Raw genomic sequence first — 16,715 nt, 5'->3', positions numbered from 1 at the left:
GTCGGTGTACCAGCCGTTGAAGGTGCCGTGGCTCCAGGCGCCCGGTGTGGGGGCGTTCAGGGTGGTGTCCTTGTCGATGGTCTGGGCCGTGATGCTCAGGTCGCCTGCCGCCTGGCCCAGGTCGTAGCTGATCTTGACGCGGTGGGTCCAGTGGGCGGTCAGGACCATGATGTGGGGGTCGGCCACCTGGTCGTGGCCGATGGTGTCCACGCCGAACCTCCATCGGTGGTTGCCGCTGGTGTACCAGCCGTCGAAGGCGGGTGGCTCCTCGTTGGGGTAGTTGGGCGCGGTGGGGGCGCTCTGGTAGGTGGGTCCCGATCCGAAGGGCACGCTCTGGTCGGCCGGTGGCGTGGTGTTGCTGTCGGGGTTGGCGAAGCGCACGGTGTACTGGTCGGCTTCCCATTTCGCCTTGATGGTCATGGGGGCCAGGACCGGGTCGCTCATGGTGTTCCAGGGGTTGCCGGTGGCCGTGTCGGTCCATCCGGTCAGGTGGTGGCCCTCCTTGCTGGTGGTCAGCGTGCCGATGGGTTGTCCCTCGTTCACGGTCAGGCTGGTGGGTGCGCCGTGGCCGCCGTTCTGGTCGATGGTCACGGTGTGTCTGATGGGCACCCATCGTGCGTACAGGTCCAGGTCCGTATTCACGGGTGTGCCGGTGCTCCACAGAGTGCCGCCGCTGGGTGCGGTGAACCAGCCGGCGAAGGCCTGATGGGGTTTGGAGGGTGTGGCCGGCATGACGCTGGCCGTGGTGGAGCCCACGGTAGGTAGGGTGACGCTGGTGTCCGGGTCACCGTTGCCCGGATGGAAGGTTACTGTGGGGATCTTGGCCCACTGCCCGTACAGGGTGCGGCTTTCTCCCAAATCGTCATTGAAGTCCCAGAGGCTGCCGCCGGTGGGCGCGGTCCACCAGCCCATGAACTGATAGCCAGGCCTGGTCGGGTCGGGTGAAGGCCGGGTGCCTTTGTTTCCGACATGTTCGGTCCAGACCGGCTGCCCGTTCTGCGGGTCGAAGGTGATTGTGTATTTATAGACTTTTTGCGTAAAAGAACCAGAGAAATTCATCGCAACACCATTGCTATTAGCGGGTAGGCCCGGGTCGCCCAGTAAACTGAAGCCGAAGGTATAGGTGCCAGGTTTGCGTTGAGCCCAGACCATGGTGCCCGCTCCAGCTGCGGGGCTTGTATTAGTGATGGATGGATGACCAGTGGGCCAATTTCTGGGATTGAAGATACTGCCTATGCTGGATATCCAAGTGACATTTGTAAGGGGTGAGGTTGCTGGTGGTATGGGGACACGCCCGCCGTAATTTGAGTCAGTACTGGGTACGGCGAAGTAGGTGTCGTAAAGGTAAGTTGCTTTGGCGGGTCCAAGAGTTAGTGATTGGGTCGGATCGGCTAGCAGGTCGGGCTTGACAATGGACTGTCCAGTGGCATCCAGTGAGGCTAAAGCAGGCAGTCTGGCGGCTGGGCCGCTGTTGCCTTGAGGGTACAGATTGCCTAAGGGCATCAGGTCTGTGATGTGGTTTTGGTCGAGCCAGAGCTTCCGTAGTTTGGACAGGGAGCCGGTGCCTAGGGGGCTTACATCAGTGATATCGTTGCTGCCGAGGTCGAGTTTAGTAAGCTTGGTGAAAGCCTGGATGCCATAGAGATTAGCTATGTGTTTGCCGTTGAGGTTCAGACTGGTGGTGGCCAGGTCGGCACTGGTGATGGTCGTGGTGTCCGGGTCGGTGCCGACTCCATGAAGGGCTTCGGCCACCGCCTTGGCGAGGTTGGGGTCTGGCATGCAGTCGCTGAATGTGTTGTAGTCTGCGATGCAACCGAGACCCCGTACCAGACCGTGATTGCCACGTGGGGACAGGCCAAGGGTGTCGTGCGCCAGGCCGAGCCCGTTTTCGGGTGCCAGGCCTAGCTGGCCATTCGGTGGCGTGGCCGGTGAGCCATCGGAGGGCTTACTTCCAGAGGTGCCGCTATGGGATGCTACAGGTTTCCCGGCTGTGTTCATGTCCTTGTCGCCGCTGTTCCCTCCGTCTGAGGGTGTGGGCCTGATGTTAGTCGAACTGCCGGTGCCGCTGTCTGCCGGTGTGCCGGAGAGGTTTGTCTGGCTTGTCCGTTCCGGTGCCTGTCTTGGTGTGGGTTGGGTGTCTGATATGAGATGGATCCGATTGATGTGGCCCTGAATGCTGGAGGTGCTGGTCTTGGTTATGCCGTTTGTGGTCTTTCCTGAAGTTGTTTTGCTTAGTGTAACCACGCTCTTGTGGGCTGGGCTGTTGGTCCTGCTCGTCGTTGAGGTATTGTGCCGGTGGGGTGTTTTGGAGGGTTTGCCTGGTGTTGAAGTGTTGTTGGTGGGGTTAGTCTCCTCTAGGGGGGGGGGGGCGATATTTGCTCCATTGGGCGCGGCGATGCCCAGGCAGAGCAGGCCCGCGGTCAAGGTACGTAGCACAGTGTTCATCATCGGTGTTCAGGTTCCTTCAATAGTCTCTCGTACTGCAGATCCACATGGGCGGGCAACCGAGGACTGCGACGAGCCTGTGAGCCCTGATATGGGCGGGCATTGTCGGTGGTCCTGTATGGGTGTTGTTGTCTGAGTCTTCCCCCGTGATTTCAGACATAGACGAGCCTATGGGTCTTATTGAGGCACAATATACCACCGAAAGCTGAACGGCAGCTGGGCTTGGTACATGGCCGAGTCGGTGGGGGGGGGCGGATTCGTTGCCGTGGCATGCAGCCAATCGTGCGTCTTTCGGGTGGGTCTGTCTGTTGAACACGCCAGCTCCGAGGGGCCACTGTCGGCATAAGGGCAAAAACAGGTCAAGTGATTGGGCTGGAACGGCGTGGAGTGGGAAAGGGAGTGTATCTGCCTGCTTGGCCCCAAACCGTGCCATACTGGAGGTATGTCGAAGGCATCAAGAGAAGCGCAAAAGCAACTGGACCGTATCGTGGCTCTGGGCTACCCGGACGTGGCCGACATGAGCGACGCAGCCTTCCGGGCTCTCGCCAAGCCGCTGATCACGGCCCTGGAGGGCTCCGACCTGGGTTCCAACATCCTGCTGGTGCCCACCCACGAGCTGGTCTCGCCCGAGTCGCTGATCGCCAGAACCAGCATCAACCGCCAGGCCGGCTTCACTACCATGCCCCCGCGCGACATTGCTTCCTTTCTGCCCCAACCGGGCTTCGAGCCGCCCGAGGGGCCCTTCTACCTGGCCATCGACCCCCATACGGGCACGGCCTATGTCAACCGGGAGCCGGACGTGGCCCGCAAACTCATCGACTCCGACGAACGCACCCCCCTCACCCTGGAGGAGGGCCTGGCCATCGCCACCCAGCACCCCGATTGGCTGGTCAGGAAGAACGGCTTCAACCTGCTCGGTTCACGGTCCAACGATGGTCGGGTGCCCAGCATCTGGATGAGCCAGAACGCGCCCCGGCTGGGGGCGGTCTGGCCCAATTCCCGCCACACCTGGTTGGGCAACGCATACTGCCTGGCCCGGCGCGGTGTCTCCCTGTTCCAATAGGAGCAGGAGGACCGGCAGCACAGCTCCCCTGTGCGAGGGGGGGGGTGCGGACCTGGCGTTGGCCAGGCGATTTGCTGGTGCATTGGTAGGACCTTCACCCGGGCCGGAATCAGGGCAGACCGCTCATGAGTCAAGGCTTTGCCACCCGTTCGGCGAACCCACCCCGCCCGCCGGTAAGCCGGGCGGATTGCGTGACCTCCGGCTCCCCAGGCCCGCAAGGCCGCACCGGCGCTGCGCAAGGGTCATATAACGGATATGACCGGGATTTTCTTCCCACAGCAGCTAGGATTGTCAGACACAGACCCATGCGGGGCTGTGCGGCCGCTGCGCTGGTGAGGCCAGCGCCGCCCATGGAACATGGTGCCTGGGCCGAGTGCTTCCGGGAGCCTGGAGAACATAGAAGGAGGAGTTGATGGGTCAGGATCAGACACCGCAGTCATCGGTATTCGATCTCGCGGCTGTGGCCGCGCAGTCCAATGGAGGGAACAACGACCTGCTGCTGCCTCCCACACGGTTCGTGGGCTCACCGCAGAAGCCCAGCAAGATGCCCTATACCAAGTACGCGGCCTACGATAAGCAGATCCCCTTCGACTACCCGGAGCGCACCTGGCCCTCCAAGCGGCTGGAACGCGCCCCCCGTTGGGTTTCAGTTGACCTGCGGGACGGCAACCAGGCCCTGGTCAACCCCATGGACTCCGAGCGCAAATTGCGCTTCTGGAACCTGCTCATGGCCATGGGCTTCAAGGAGGTGGAGGTGGGCTTCCCCTCCGCGTCCGAGACCGACTACGACTTCATCCGCCTGCTGATCGAACGTGAGCTGATCCCTGACGACGTGACCATCGTGGTCCTCACCCAGGCCCGTGAGCATCTGATCCGCAAGACCTACGAGGCCCTGCGCGGGGCCAAGCGGGCCATCGTCCACTTCTACAATTCCGTCTCAGTGCTCCAGCGCGAGGTCGTCTTCCGCAAGGACAAGGCTGGCATCAAGCAGCTGGCCACCGACGCCGCCAGCCTCTGCAAGGAGCTGGAGGGGGCAGCCGGCGATACGGACCTCTGCTACGAGTACTCGCCCGAGTCCTTCACCGGCACCGAACCCGACTATGCGGTCGAGGTCTGCAACGCCGTCATCGACGTCATCAAGCCCACGACCGACCACAAGATGGTCATCAACCTGCCGGCCACGGTGGAGATGACCACGCCCAACGTCTTCGCCGACCAGGTCGAGTACGTGTCCAAGAACCTCAAGGACCGCGACTCGGTGGTCCTCTCCCTGCACCCCCACAACGATGAGGGCATGGCCGTGGCAGCCGCCGAGCTGGGCATTCTGGCCGGGGCGGACCGGATCGAAGGCTGCCTGTTGGGCAACGGTGAGCGCACCGGCAATGTGGACCTGGTGACCCTGGGCTTGAACCTGCTCACCCAGGGCATCGACCCCCAACTGGACTTCTCCAACGTGCCCGAGATCCGCAAGACCGTCGAGTACTGCAACCAGCTGGCCATCTCCGAACGCCATCCCTATGCGGGCAACTTCGTCTTCACGGCCTTCTCCGGCTCCCACCAGGACGCCATCAAGAAGGGGCTGGAGGCCAGGCAGCAGGCGGCCGACCGGGCCCACGCCGACCTGGACGGCTTCCTGTGGCTGGTGCCCTACCTGCCCATCGACCCCAAGGACATCGGTCGTTCCTACAAGGCCATAATCCGGGTCAATTCCCAGTCTGGCAAGGGTGGCATGGCCTACCTGCTCAAGACCAACCACAACCTGGACCTGCCCAAGCGCCTCCAGGTCGAGTTCGACCGGGTTGTGCAGGACTACGCGGACCGGATCAAGATGGAGGTCAAGGACGAGGACATCTGGCGGCTCTTCAAGGACGAGTACCTGCCCGTCGAGGAGGGTGGCGCGGTGGCTGCCGGCGCCGTCGTGCAGGACAGCCGGGACGAGAGCCTGGAGCAGTGGGGGCGGCTCAAGCTCCTCAAGGTCTCCGTCTCCTCGGGCGAGGACGGCTCCGACACTGTGCTCAAGGCCAGCCTGCGCGATTGCGGCATCGGGCCGGACGATGAGACGGTGGTGCATGAGATCTCCGGCATGGGCAACGGCCCCTTGGCCGCCTTCCTCAATGCCCTCCAGAACCTGGGCATCAGGGTCTCCGTCATGGACTATGTGGAGCACGCCATGACCGAGGGCACCGACGCCATGGCCGCCTCCTATGTGGAATGCCAGATCGGCGAGGAGGGCCAGTCCAAGATCATCTGGGGTGTGGGCATTGATTCGTCCATCACCACCAGCTCCCTCAAGGCCATCATCTCCGCCATCAACCGCGCCCAGCGCTAAGGGCCCGGCGGTTGCCGCCGCCTGGTCGCATACAGGGAGGGCCTGTCACGGGCAATGCTTCGTGACAGGCCCTCCCTGTATGAATGATGGCTGAACCGTGTGCTGGCGGCTCGGGCACCGCGAACCCCGACCGCTGGCCGCTGCTGGTATGACCCGGCCTGGCGGCGTGTGTGCCATCGCGGGCACCGGCGTCGGTTGGGGCGGGGCGGCTTCGGCCGGCTTCGCCCCCAGAGGCGCCGTCCCCGCTACTGGCCGCCGCTGTTCTGTTGGGGGCCGCCATTGCCACCGGTCGCCCCACCATGCTCGTTGGGTTTCACCTCGGGTGCGGCCCCTTGTGAGCCCTGCTGCTGTTCCTGCTGGGGCTGTTGCTGTTGTTGTTGCTGCGGCTGCGGTTGGTGCTGCTCCTCCTGCGGCAAGCCCTGCTGCTGGGGCTTCTCGGTGTTGCGCTGTTGGTTCTGGTGGCTCCAGTTGCTGGCACCCCCGTAGCCCCAACTACCATCGGGTCCGCCGATCTTGCCGGTGTCCTTGGCTACCGGGAAGTTCTCGACAGGAGCGTCGGCCAGGGCCTGGGTCATATATTCGGTGAACATGTGCACTGGGTAGTCGGCACTGTCCGTGAAGCGACCGAAGGCCGGCACGGGCTGGGGGTTGCCGTCGGCTCCCGGGTTCCAGACGGCGAAGACGCTGAGCACGCTGGGCGTGAATCCCACGAAGCTGCCTGCCGTGTTGTCGTTGGCCGTGCCGGACTTGCCTGCCACAGGGTGCCCGACCCTGCGAACCTCGGTCGCGGTGCCGTATTGGACGGTGCCGGTCATGGCCTTGGCCACCAGGTCCGTGTCGTTGGCGGTGAAGACCGGCTTGCCGGTGGTCGGTGCCTTGTACATGTCCTTGCCGGCCGGGTCCTTGACGGCTGCAACGATATGCAGGATGGGCTTGTTGCCCCGGTTGGCGATGGTGGCGTAGGCCTGGGCCATGTCCGTGATGTGGACGGAATCGTTGCCCAGCACGGTGAAGGGATTGTCGCCCGAGACCCGTTTGGGGCTGATGCCCGCCATGTTGGCCGTCTGCGCCACGGTTTTGGCGCCCAGCTTCTGCTGGAGGTCCATGTATACCGTGTTGATCGAGTTGGCCGTAGCGTTGTAGAGGTTGGTGGCTCCGTAGCTGCGGTTGCCGTAGTTCTGCACTGGCGAGCTGATGTTCTCGAAGACCCTTGGTGAGTTGCCGTTGAAGGTCGTGTTCAGGTTCACCCCGGCTTGCACGGCGGCCAGCAGGGCGAAGGGCTTCATGGTGGAGCCCGGCTCGTAGAGGGCTTGGGTGGCGTTGTTGAGCTGCGTGGTCGGGTAGTCGTCGCCGGCATACAGGGATATGATGGAGCCGTCCTTGGTGTTGACGGACATTGACCCCACCTGCAGGCCTTCGGGCACCACGCCATTGCCGTCTTGGGAGGGGGAGGCGACCTTGAACATGAGGTCCTGCCGGCCCTTGTCTATGGTGGTGGTGATCTTGTAGCCGCCGGTGTCCAGGTCGTCCTTGGTGAAGGCCTTGCTGTCGATCAGCTCGTTGCGGACCATCTGCAGGAGGTAGCCCTGCTGGCCCGCGTAGACGTTCTGGGCGGAATAGGGCACGGTCTGCGGCATCTTGGCTTCCCGAGCCTCCTTGGCGGAGATGTAGCCGTCCTCCTTCATGATGTTGATGACCCGCTTGAAGCGTGACTCGGCCTGCTTGGGGCTCAAGGCCGGATCCCAGTTGCTGGGGGCGGGGATGATGCCGGCCAGCATGGCCGATTCGGATATCGTCAGGTCCTTGGCGTCCTTGTTGAAGTAGGCCTTGGCGGCCGCCTGGATGCCGTAGGCCCCACGCCCCAGGTAGATGGTGTTCATGTAGTTGCACAGCACCTGGTCCTTGCCCTGGGACTGGGTGATCTTCAAGGCCAGGAAGGCCTCATGGAGCTTGCCCATGTAGGAGGTGGTCTCACCCAGGTAATAGCGCTCGGCATACTGCTGGGTGATGGTGGAACCTCCCTGGCGCGAACCGGTGGTGAGGTTGTTGAGCAGGGCACGGCCTATGCCCTTGAGGTCGATGCCCTTGTCCTTATAGAAGGAACGGTTCTCCGAGGAGACGATCGCCTGGCCCAGCTGCTTGGGCAGGGCCTCGCAGCTGATGATCTCGCGGTTCTGCTCGGCGAAGGAGCCCAGTTCGGTGCTGCCATCGGCGTAATAGACCGTGGTCTTCTCGGCCATGGCGAACTTCTCCGGGGGCGGCACCTCCGTAGTCACATAGAGGTATGCGAAGGCCGCGATGCCTGCGACCAGCAGCAGGCCCAGGATGCCCAACACCCACTTGAGGACCCTATGCCGGCGCTTGGGGGTGTTCTTACCATGGCTTCTGCCCCCCGGACCGCCGGAACGGGGGCCGGGCTTGGTCTTGGAGGCCAGGGGCCCTGACACCCGGCCGCCGGCCTTGGCCGTCCTGCCGTTCCCCCTGGCGGATGAGCCGGCGGAGCCGGAGACCGCCCTGCCCTTCCCCGCGCTTCCTACCGCCCTTCTTTCCCCGCTGCTGTTGGTGGAGCCGGACCTTGTGCCGTGCTGCCTTGGTCCATCATGATTCACAAGCATGCCAACCACGGTAACCGCAGGGGCTGGCCGGCGGAAGGCCAAAGCGAGAACGTTTACCAAATGCACAGTTCTGCCCTCAGCGTGGAGCCCGGCAGAATCCGCGCCGGACCCCCAGGGTGTCCTGGGCGAACCCACCCGCGCGATCGCTCCTGTTTGCCAGCCCCTCCACGCTTTTCTCACCGTTGAAGGCTATGCTTGTTGCTGGTAAACGCACAGCAAAGGTGTCGGCGACCGGGTCGTACAGACTGGCCCGGGGCTGGCGGACGTGGAGGATTCGAATGAGCATTCGTGTGGCAATCGCAGGTGTGGGAAACTGTGCCTCGTCGCTGGTGCAAGGGGTCGTGTACTACAAGGATGCGGCCGACGATCAGAAGATCCCCGGTCTCATGCACGCCAACTTTGGCGGCTACCGGGTGCGCGACATTGAGTTCGTCGCCGCCTTCGACGTGGACTCCCTCAAGGTCGGCAAGGACCTGTCCGAGGCCATCGGCGCCTCGCAGAACAACACCATCACCTTCGCCCAGGTGCCCAGCCTGGGTGTCGAGGTGCAGCGTGGACCCACTTACGACGGCATTGGCCAGTACTACGCCGAGATGATTGAGGAGTCCCCGGCCCAGCCGGTCGACGTGGCCCAGGTTTTGCGCGACCAGAAGGTCGATGTCCTGGTCTCCTACCTGCCAGTGGGTTCCGAGGAGGCCGACAAGGCCTACGCCCAGGCTGCCATGGATGCTGGTTGCGCCTTCGTCAACTGCCTGCCGGTCTTCATTGCCTCCGACCCGGTCTGGGCCCAGAAGTTCCGCGATGCAGGCGTGCCGATCGTAGGCGATGACATCAAGAGCCAGGTGGGTGCCACCATCACCCACCGCACCATGGCCCGCCTCTTCGAGGACCGTGGCGTGCGCCTGGACCGCACCTACCAGCTGAACGTGGGCGGGAACATGGACTTCATGAACATGCTGCAGCGCTCGCGTTTGGAGTCCAAGAAGATCTCCAAGACCCGCGCCGTCACCTCGATCGTTCCCCACGAGATGGAGGACCGTGACGTCCACATCGGCCCCTCGGACTATGTGGCCTGGCTCGACGACCGCAAGTTCGCCTTCGTGCGCCTGGAGGGCACCACCTTCGGCGACGTGCCGCTGAACCTGGAGTACAAGCTGGAGGTCTGGGATTCCCCCAATTCGGCCGGTATCGTCATCGACGCCGTGCGCGCCGCCAAGATCGCCCTGGACCGCCACCTGGCCGGCCCCATCCTGGCCCCCTCCTCCTACTTCATGAAGTCCCCTGCCGTGCAGCACGAGGACAACGAGGCCCGCCAGCTGGTCGAGGACTACATCGCAGGCAAGGTCGAAGCCGATGAGGCCTCCCTGGACGCCGACATCAAGGCCGCCAAGGAACACGGCAAGGACGTCTGGCACGCCTGACCCTGCGCCGCCTGCGGCCTGCCTCTAGCCCAGCGCCAGGCCGCAGCAACACCCCACAGGGGATGCAAGCCATCAAGTTCGGTTCAGTGGCTTGCATCCCCTGCTTGTTTATGTGCGAGATCGCCGGGTTTTCTGAGGGTGCTTGCTAAGCTGGGCCGCCGACAGCAGAGGAGATGGTCATCATGATCCCTTCAGAAGTGTTTGACTATGAAGATGTTCAACTCATACCCAATAAGTGCATCATCGCCAGCCGGTCCGAGGCCGACACGACGGTCACCTTTGGACCGCGCAGCTTCAAGATTCCTGTTGTCCCCGCCAATATGGAGACGGTCATTGATGAGTCCCTGGCTGTCTGGCTGGCGGAGAACGGCTACTTCTACGTGATGCACCGCTTCCAGCCGGAGACCCGCCAGGACTTCGTCAAGGCCATGCATGACAAGGATCTCTTCGCTTCGATTAGTGTGGGTGTCAAGCAGGGTGAGCACGACTTTGTGGACGCACTGGCAGCCGCAGGCGACGTGCCTGAATATGTGACCATCGATATTGCCCATGGCCACTCCGATTCAGTGATTCGGATGATTCGCCATCTCAAGGAGGCCCTGCCCGGCAGCTTCGTAATCGCTGGCAACGTCGGTACTCCCGAGGCTGTCCGTGAGCTGGAGAACGCCGGCGCGGATGCCACCAAGGTGGGCATTGGTCCCGGCAAGGCGTGCATCACCAAGCTCAAGACCGGCTTCGGTACAGGCGGTTGGCAGCTGGCTGCGGTGCGTCTGTGCGCCAAGGCCGCCAAGAAGCCCATCATCGCTGACGGCGGCATTCGCTACAACGGAGACATCGCCAAGTCCATCCGCTTCGGGGCCAGCATGGTCATGATCGGCTCTCTACTGGCTGGCCACGAGGAATCTCCCGGCGGCAAGCTCACCATCGACGGCAAGACCTACAAGCAGTACTGGGGTTCGGCCTCCGAGAAACAGAAGGGTGCCTACCGCAATGTGGAAGGCAAGCAGATGCTGCTGCCCTACCGTGGCTTTATCGCCGACACCCTGCAGGAGATCCATCAGGACCTCCAGTCCTCCATCTCCTATGCTGGCGGTCGCAAGCTCATGGACATCCGTCACGTCGACTACGTGATCGTCAACAACTCCGTCCTCAACGGCGACAACTACTAAAGTCGCCCACAGCCACATCGAAGCCCGCCGCCAGATCTTGTTTCTGCCCGGCGGGCTCTTCCTTACCCCCCATCTGGGCCCAAAACCCGTCAGTGGCACATTCTTGGTATCAAAATCGAGATAACGCCATAAATGTGCCACTAATGCCCTTGCGCAGGGGTCAGACCAAAGACAGGGTCAAGGTGTTGACCGAAGCGGGCTCCAGGTGGACGGTGAACTTGCGGCCTGTTGAGGCATCGAGACCCACCTGCCGGGCACGGACCGCATTGGGATCAGCCTTGTCGTTGAACTGATGGGGGTCGTTGCTGGTCAGGCAGTGGAAGTCCTCTACTCGAGCGTCGACAGGCAAGGTCAGGGATTGGTCCACCGCCTGGGTCATGTCTGCATTGGTCAGATCGACCAGAATCCGGCCGTCCTTGAGCGAGGCGAAGCTGTACACGCCGGTTTGCGAATCCTGACGGTCCAGTCCGAGCGCTTGGGCACCCTGGTGGCCCTGGTACATCATGAAGACGTCGTAATTAGGCGTCAGGATGGTGGCGTCGCCGTCGGTCAGGATCAGCGAGTTGAGCACGTTGATGGTCTGCGCGTTGCAGGCCATGCTGACCTTGTCGCAGGAACGCTGGAGGATGTCGAGCGTTAGGGCGGTGGTGACGGCGTCACGCATCGTGACCTGCTGGCGCAAGGCCGGACGCACCTCGAAGGCATCCAGATGCCAGTTGCCCCATTCTCCGATGACCAGGTCCACGGACTCCAGCCGCGGGTCCTTGGCAGCTTCGGGGTAGGGCATGGCTGCCAGACCGGCCTGCATCAGACCCCACTGCTCGCCGATGATATCCTCCAGCTCCAGGCACCCCTCGACCACACGTGTCCAACCGGCTTGGTCGAACTGCGTGGAGGAATCCTCCGGATGCTCGATATTCCAGTTGTAGAAGTGGAGGTCGTAGGCGGAGATGGGCGGCTGACGGAAGGAGGCCAGCTCCTGGAAGAGCTGCCGGGTCCACTCCACGCGTTCTACCCTCTTGTTGCCGTCGGGTCCGCAGGCGATGGGGTACATCATGCTGGGCTCGTCGTTGGAGTGGGTGAAGGATGGCATGGCCGAGGCATAGAGCCGGTAAAGGTCCATGTATGAGGACGGGGTCATGTTGCCGCCGCCGCACCAGGGCTCGTTGCCTAGGCCCCAGTAGCGCACTCCATAGGGTTCGGAGTGGCCGTTTGCCGCCCGCCGCCGTGCCAGGTCGGTGGGCTCGGCTCGATTGCAGTATTCCATCCAGTCGTGCATCTCGCGCACTGAGCCGGAGAGCATATTCACATTCATCCAGGGCTGGGCTCCGAGAGTTTCGCACAGGTGCAGGTACTCATCGGTGCCGAAGCCGTGATTGTCCAGCTCGAACGTGCCGAAGTTCTCGTTGTATGTGGTGGGCCGCTGATCTCTGGGGCCTATACCATCCTCCCAGTGGTAGGTGTCGGCGTAGCAGCCGCCCGGCCAGCGCAGAAGGGGTGGGGCCAGCCGCTTGAGGGCTTCCAGGGCCGCTGTGCGGATGCCGTCCGTGTTGGGGATGGCTGAGTCGGTACCCACCCATAGGCCTTCATCAATGCATTCGCCAAGGAACTCGATGAACTGGCCGTGCAGGAGGGGGCTTATGGTGCCCTTGCCGGCCTTGGGGTCAATATGGATTGTCATGGATTACCTCGTATCTGAATGTTACTTTACTGACTTGATACGGCTGATGAAGATGCAGGCCAGGATGACCAGCGCAATGGCCGTGGGGAAGACCAGCTGGTAGGAGTTGGTCACAGAGACGATGAGGGATGTGGCCAGGGGCCCGACCATCTGTCCCAGTGTCGTGGCGATGTTGAGGATGCCAAGATCCTTGCCTGCTTCCTTGGCGTTTGGCAACACGTCCACATTCAAGGCCTGGTCGACTGAGCCGTACATACCATAACCGAAGCCGCCAATGGCGGTGAAGAGAATCATGCCTAGGGCGCTGTGAAGAATCCAAGGCATGGTATAGCCGATGGCCAGGAGCAGGGAAGCGATGACTACCGGTATTTTTCGGCGGCCGATCTTGTCGGAGATGGGGCCGGCACCCAAAGAGGCGACCATGGAGACCACGATCAGCACCATGGACATTGTCGACATGGTCGCGGCTGATTCGGCCACGGACTGGCCTACAAAGTCTTGCAGGATGAAGAGCTGGTAGTTGAGCACCATGTAGTAGGAGAAGAGCAGGAGTGAGCGTCCGGCGAAGGCCAGCCAGAAGTCAGGGGCGTTGCGGGGTGGACGGAAGGATTCCAGCAGGGATTTGAAGGATGCTTCGACCTTGGGCAGGTCTTTGGCGGAGGGCTCATTGGGCCAGACCACGATGGTCACCAGACCGGAGATGCCCATGACCACGCCGGATAGGATCCAGCCGGGAACCTGCATGGTGATGAAGTGGGCGCCGACGAGTGTGCCCAGGGAATTGCCCACCATGTTGCCGGCGGAGATGAAGGCCGACATGGTGGCGCGCTGGTTGTCGGGGACTCGATCGGAGAGTGATGCCACGACTGGCGAAATCATCATGTTCAGGCCCACCATGGCCAGGCAGTAGACCACGCCAATGGCCCAGATCTGCGTGAACACACCCATCAGGAAAAGGGATATGCCGGCAAGCACGCCACCTGAGATGATCCAAGGGGTCCTGCGCCCAAAGATGGAGCGGGTGCGGTCGGAGAGGTTGCCGACGATCAGGTTGGCGAACAGGGAGGTGAGAGCCGTGGTGGCGTTGAAGGCACCTGAGATTGCGACCTTTGAATCCGGTGCGATATCGGTTAGACGCTGGGGGAGTAGCACCGAAGCCACGATGGACAGTGCCATCATCCAGAAGAGGTTGAAGATGAAGAATGCCGCACAGTAGCGGTATTTTTCTAAGGGTGTGGGCTTGGTTGGTCTGGTGAACGTATCAGTCTGCGCCATTGTCAGAACTCCTTTGTGGTTGTTGCCGAGCGGCTGCGCGCGGCAGGAAGCTCTATACTTCCAGCACTATTGTATATCTTATAAATATTAAATAAGCAAGTCTGCGGCGTTGCCTTCTTGAGGGAGGCGCGCGGCGACAGTGGGAATCTTGCGATAGCATGGGGTATATCATGAACGCGCCAAGCCAGCACCCCACAAAGCCCCGACGTCCCCAGGGCGTTGCTCGCCCCATCAACAGCCACCGTAGGTTGTCGCCTGAGGAGAGGCGAGGGCAGATCGCCCGCGAGGCAGCCAGGTTTATCGCCTACTACGGCAGCTATGGGGTGTCTATGCAAACCATCGCTGATGCCGTCGGTCTCACCTTGCCTGGCCTTTACCACTATGTAAGTAACCGGGAGGAGCTGCTGGCCCTCATCATCGAGACCTACTATGATGACGGTGCCTTCTCCTTCGAGCAGAGTCTGCCGGCAGAGGAATTGCGTACCTTGGAAGTTGGCCGCGACAGCAAGGGTCACCAACAATATAGCCTGCCCCGATACCTGGAGGGCATAGTCAAGCAAAACTCACAACGCATGGAACTGGTCATGCTCTTCATGCGACTGGCCGTTGAAGCCCATGACCCCGCGCATCCTGCTCACGAGTACTATCAGGGCCGGCATGACACCATGCTTGACTTCATGAGCGGCATCCCGTGGAAACTGCCCGAACGCTATCAGGACTCCGCTGCCTTCGAGGGACTTATCAGGACGGTCTACTGCACCATGGATGGGGTGCAGGTGCAGGCCCTCACCAACCCTCACGACAGCATCATCGACTTGTGGGCCAAGGCCGAACCGGTACTGTTCCCCTCGCCGGAATGGGACAGCTGCCGTTAGGTAAGTGGCCAGAACCCAACCCAGGTGCACGCAGGTGTTGCTAAGTGTTGCCAAGCGTGCCTAAGCGTTCTCAAGTGTTTCCTGATGGCCATATGCCGCCGTCAGGAATCCGCCCAGTATCGCCAACTGCAACCTCGGCTCATACCTCCCCTCCCCCTAGTTGTCCGTATAGCGATTACATCATTCAATCCCCCATCTTTATCCCTCAGCGGCACATTCTTGGTGTCAGAATCGAGATAACGTCAAAAATGTGCCACTGAATCCAGAAAAATGGCACATTCTTGGTGTAGCTGGACGCTAAACGCCAAAAATGTGCCATTAAGGCTTACCGACTGGATTTGGAACTGGAGTCGAATCTGTTTGGGTTGGGAACTGGAACTGATAGGAACTGACTATGATTTACCTGACCTGAAACTGGAACTGCTTTGGTCTGACTATGGCTGGCTGGATTTGGGACTGGGGCCAGCTGGGACCGGATTTGGGGATAAGACTGGCGGGCCGCCCAGCATCAGTCAGGGGCTGGGCGGCTGTGAGACGACGGGGCGGGCGGTCTTGCCCTACTTGGCCAGGAGTGGGGAGATTTGCTTGTCGTAGGCGATGAGGGCGGAGTTGATGACCTGGTGCATGTCGTAGTAGGCGTAGGTGCCCAGGCGCCCGCCGAAGATGACTTGGGGTTCGGCGGCGGCCAGCTGCCTGTACTGGTTGTACAGGGTCCTGTCCTGGGCCGTGTTGATGGGGTAGTAGGGTTCGTCGCCACGGCCGGCGAAACGGCTGTACTCCTCCCAGACCACGGTCCGTTCGTGGTTCTGCGCCTCACGGCGTTCGGGGTTGAAGTTCTTGAACTCGATGGCCCTGGTGTAGGCCACGTCCGGGTCGGAGAAGTTCATCACCGGGCAGCCGAAGTGGTCGTCCTCGTCGTAGCGGCGTTCCTTGAAGTCCACGGTCCGCCACTTGAGCTCGCCCAGCCGGTAGTCGAAGTAACGGTCCACGGGGCCCGTGTAGACCACCGGCACCCTGCCGGCCAGGGCGTCGCGGTTCCAGGGCTGGCCCGCATCGAAGAAATCCGTCGACAGGCTCACGCTGATGCGCGGGTCGGCGATCATCCGCTCGAACCAGGCCGTGTACCCGTCCTTGGGCAGGCCCTCCCAGGTGTCCTTGAAGTAGCGGTTGTCGTAGTTGAAACGGACCGGCAGTCGGCTGATGATGGAGGCCGGCAGCTCGGAGGGGTCGGTCTGCCACTGCTTGGCCGTGTAGTTCTTGATGAAGGCCTCATACAAGGGTCGGCCGATAAGGCTGATGCCCTTGTCGTTCAGGTTCTCTGGATCGGTGCCTGCCAGCTCGCCCGCCTGCCCGGCGATCAGCGCCTGGGCCTGGGCCGGGCTGTAGTGGGCGTGGAAGAACTGGTTGATGGTCCCCAGGTTGATGGGCAGGGGGTAGACCTCGCCCCCATGGGTGGTGTAGACCCGGTGGGTGTAGTCCGTGAACTCGGTGAAGCGGTTGACATAGTCCCAGACCCGCTGGTTGGAGGTATGGAAGAGATGGGCCCCGTACTTGTGGATCTCGGCCCCGGTCTCCTCGTCCATGTAGGAATACGCGTTGCCCCCGATATGGTCACGCACGTCGATGATCCGCACCCGAGCCCCGGCCAACTCGGCCGCCTGCTGGGCCACCGTCAACCCAAAGAGCCCAGCCCCAACAACCACCAGATCCACATCCATAACTTTATCCTTTCGCCCTGTTTCCGCCCGCCTTACAAGGCACATGCTATCAGGAGCAAGGGAGGGAGCAGCAGCCGGTCATCCCCCTCGGCGTAGCCAGTCTCTTCCGGCGGCGGTCGGTTCC

10 protein-coding genes are annotated in these 16,715 nt (G+C 62.0%); 5 read left to right on the top strand and 5 right to left on the bottom strand.

Features of this window, described 5'->3' with window-relative positions:
• Window positions 1-1,779: InlB B-repeat-containing protein (locus CRD60_RS05725; RefSeq protein ID WP_161522196.1), on the bottom strand; the 1,779-nt coding region annotated here is incomplete at its 3' end.
• 1,108 nt (window positions 1,780-2,887) lie between these two features.
• Here CRD60_RS05725 and CRD60_RS05715 point away from each other — a divergent pair.
• Together CRD60_RS05715 and leuA are read left to right on the top strand one after the other, a co-directional pair.
• Window positions 2,888-3,508: a DUF5701 family protein gene (locus CRD60_RS05715; protein WP_113860333.1), complete on the top strand. Its 621-nt coding sequence runs from the start codon at window positions 2,888-2,890 to the stop codon at window positions 3,506-3,508.
• 412 nt (window positions 3,509-3,920) lie between these two features.
• Window positions 3,921-5,837: a 2-isopropylmalate synthase gene (gene leuA / locus CRD60_RS05710; RefSeq protein ID WP_113860332.1), complete on the top strand. Its 1,917-nt coding sequence runs from the start codon at window positions 3,921-3,923 to the stop codon at window positions 5,835-5,837.
• A 245-nt stretch (window positions 5,838-6,082) separates the two neighbouring features.
• Here leuA and CRD60_RS05705 read toward each other — a convergent pair whose 3' ends face one another.
• Window positions 6,083-8,452: a transglycosylase domain-containing protein gene (locus tag CRD60_RS05705; RefSeq protein WP_113860331.1), complete on the bottom strand. Its 2,370-nt coding sequence runs from the start codon at window positions 8,450-8,452 to the stop codon at window positions 6,083-6,085.
• A 278-nt stretch (window positions 8,453-8,730) separates the two neighbouring features.
• Between CRD60_RS05705 and CRD60_RS05700 the strand changes: the two genes are divergently transcribed.
• Complete coding sequence (locus CRD60_RS05700; protein ID WP_113860330.1) at window positions 8,731-9,873, top strand: inositol-3-phosphate synthase; 1,143 nt, start codon at window positions 8,731-8,733, stop codon at window positions 9,871-9,873.
• Between the two features lie 182 nt (window positions 9,874-10,055).
• The gene (locus CRD60_RS05695; protein WP_113860346.1) at window positions 10,056-11,042 is read left to right on the top strand and encodes a GMP reductase; all 987 of its coding nucleotides are present in this window, start codon (window positions 10,056-10,058) and stop codon (window positions 11,040-11,042) included.
• A gap of 160 nt (window positions 11,043-11,202) precedes the next feature.
• Here CRD60_RS05695 and CRD60_RS05690 read toward each other — a convergent pair whose 3' ends face one another.
• Window positions 11,203-12,723: an alpha-N-arabinofuranosidase gene (locus tag CRD60_RS05690; protein WP_113860329.1), complete on the bottom strand. Its 1,521-nt coding sequence runs from the start codon at window positions 12,721-12,723 to the stop codon at window positions 11,203-11,205.
• A gap of 21 nt (window positions 12,724-12,744) precedes the next feature.
• Window positions 12,745-13,998, bottom strand: coding sequence for an MFS transporter (locus tag CRD60_RS05685; protein ID WP_113860328.1), 1,254 nt, complete (start codon window positions 13,996-13,998; stop codon window positions 12,745-12,747).
• 170 nt (window positions 13,999-14,168) lie between these two features.
• On the opposite strand from CRD60_RS05685, the gene CRD60_RS05680 reads away from it, so the two are divergent.
• Window positions 14,169-14,873 carry a TetR/AcrR family transcriptional regulator gene (locus CRD60_RS05680; protein ID WP_161522195.1) on the top strand — a complete coding sequence of 235 codons (705 nt, stop codon included), beginning with the start codon at window positions 14,169-14,171 and terminating at the stop codon, window positions 14,871-14,873.
• A 557-nt stretch (window positions 14,874-15,430) separates the two neighbouring features.
• Here the strand turns inward: CRD60_RS05680 and glf are convergent.
• Window positions 15,431-16,591, bottom strand: coding sequence for a UDP-galactopyranose mutase (gene glf, locus CRD60_RS05675; RefSeq protein WP_113860326.1), 1,161 nt, complete (start codon window positions 16,589-16,591; stop codon window positions 15,431-15,433).
• Window positions 16,592-16,715: the final 124 nt, after the last annotated feature.

The organism is Bifidobacterium aemilianum, from assembly GCF_003315635.1.
Lineage (GTDB): Bacteria > Actinomycetota > Actinomycetes > Actinomycetales > Bifidobacteriaceae > Bifidobacterium > Bifidobacterium aemilianum.
The sequence above is the reverse complement of the archived record's forward strand: the minus strand, read 5'-3'. Positions and strand labels throughout refer to the sequence as shown.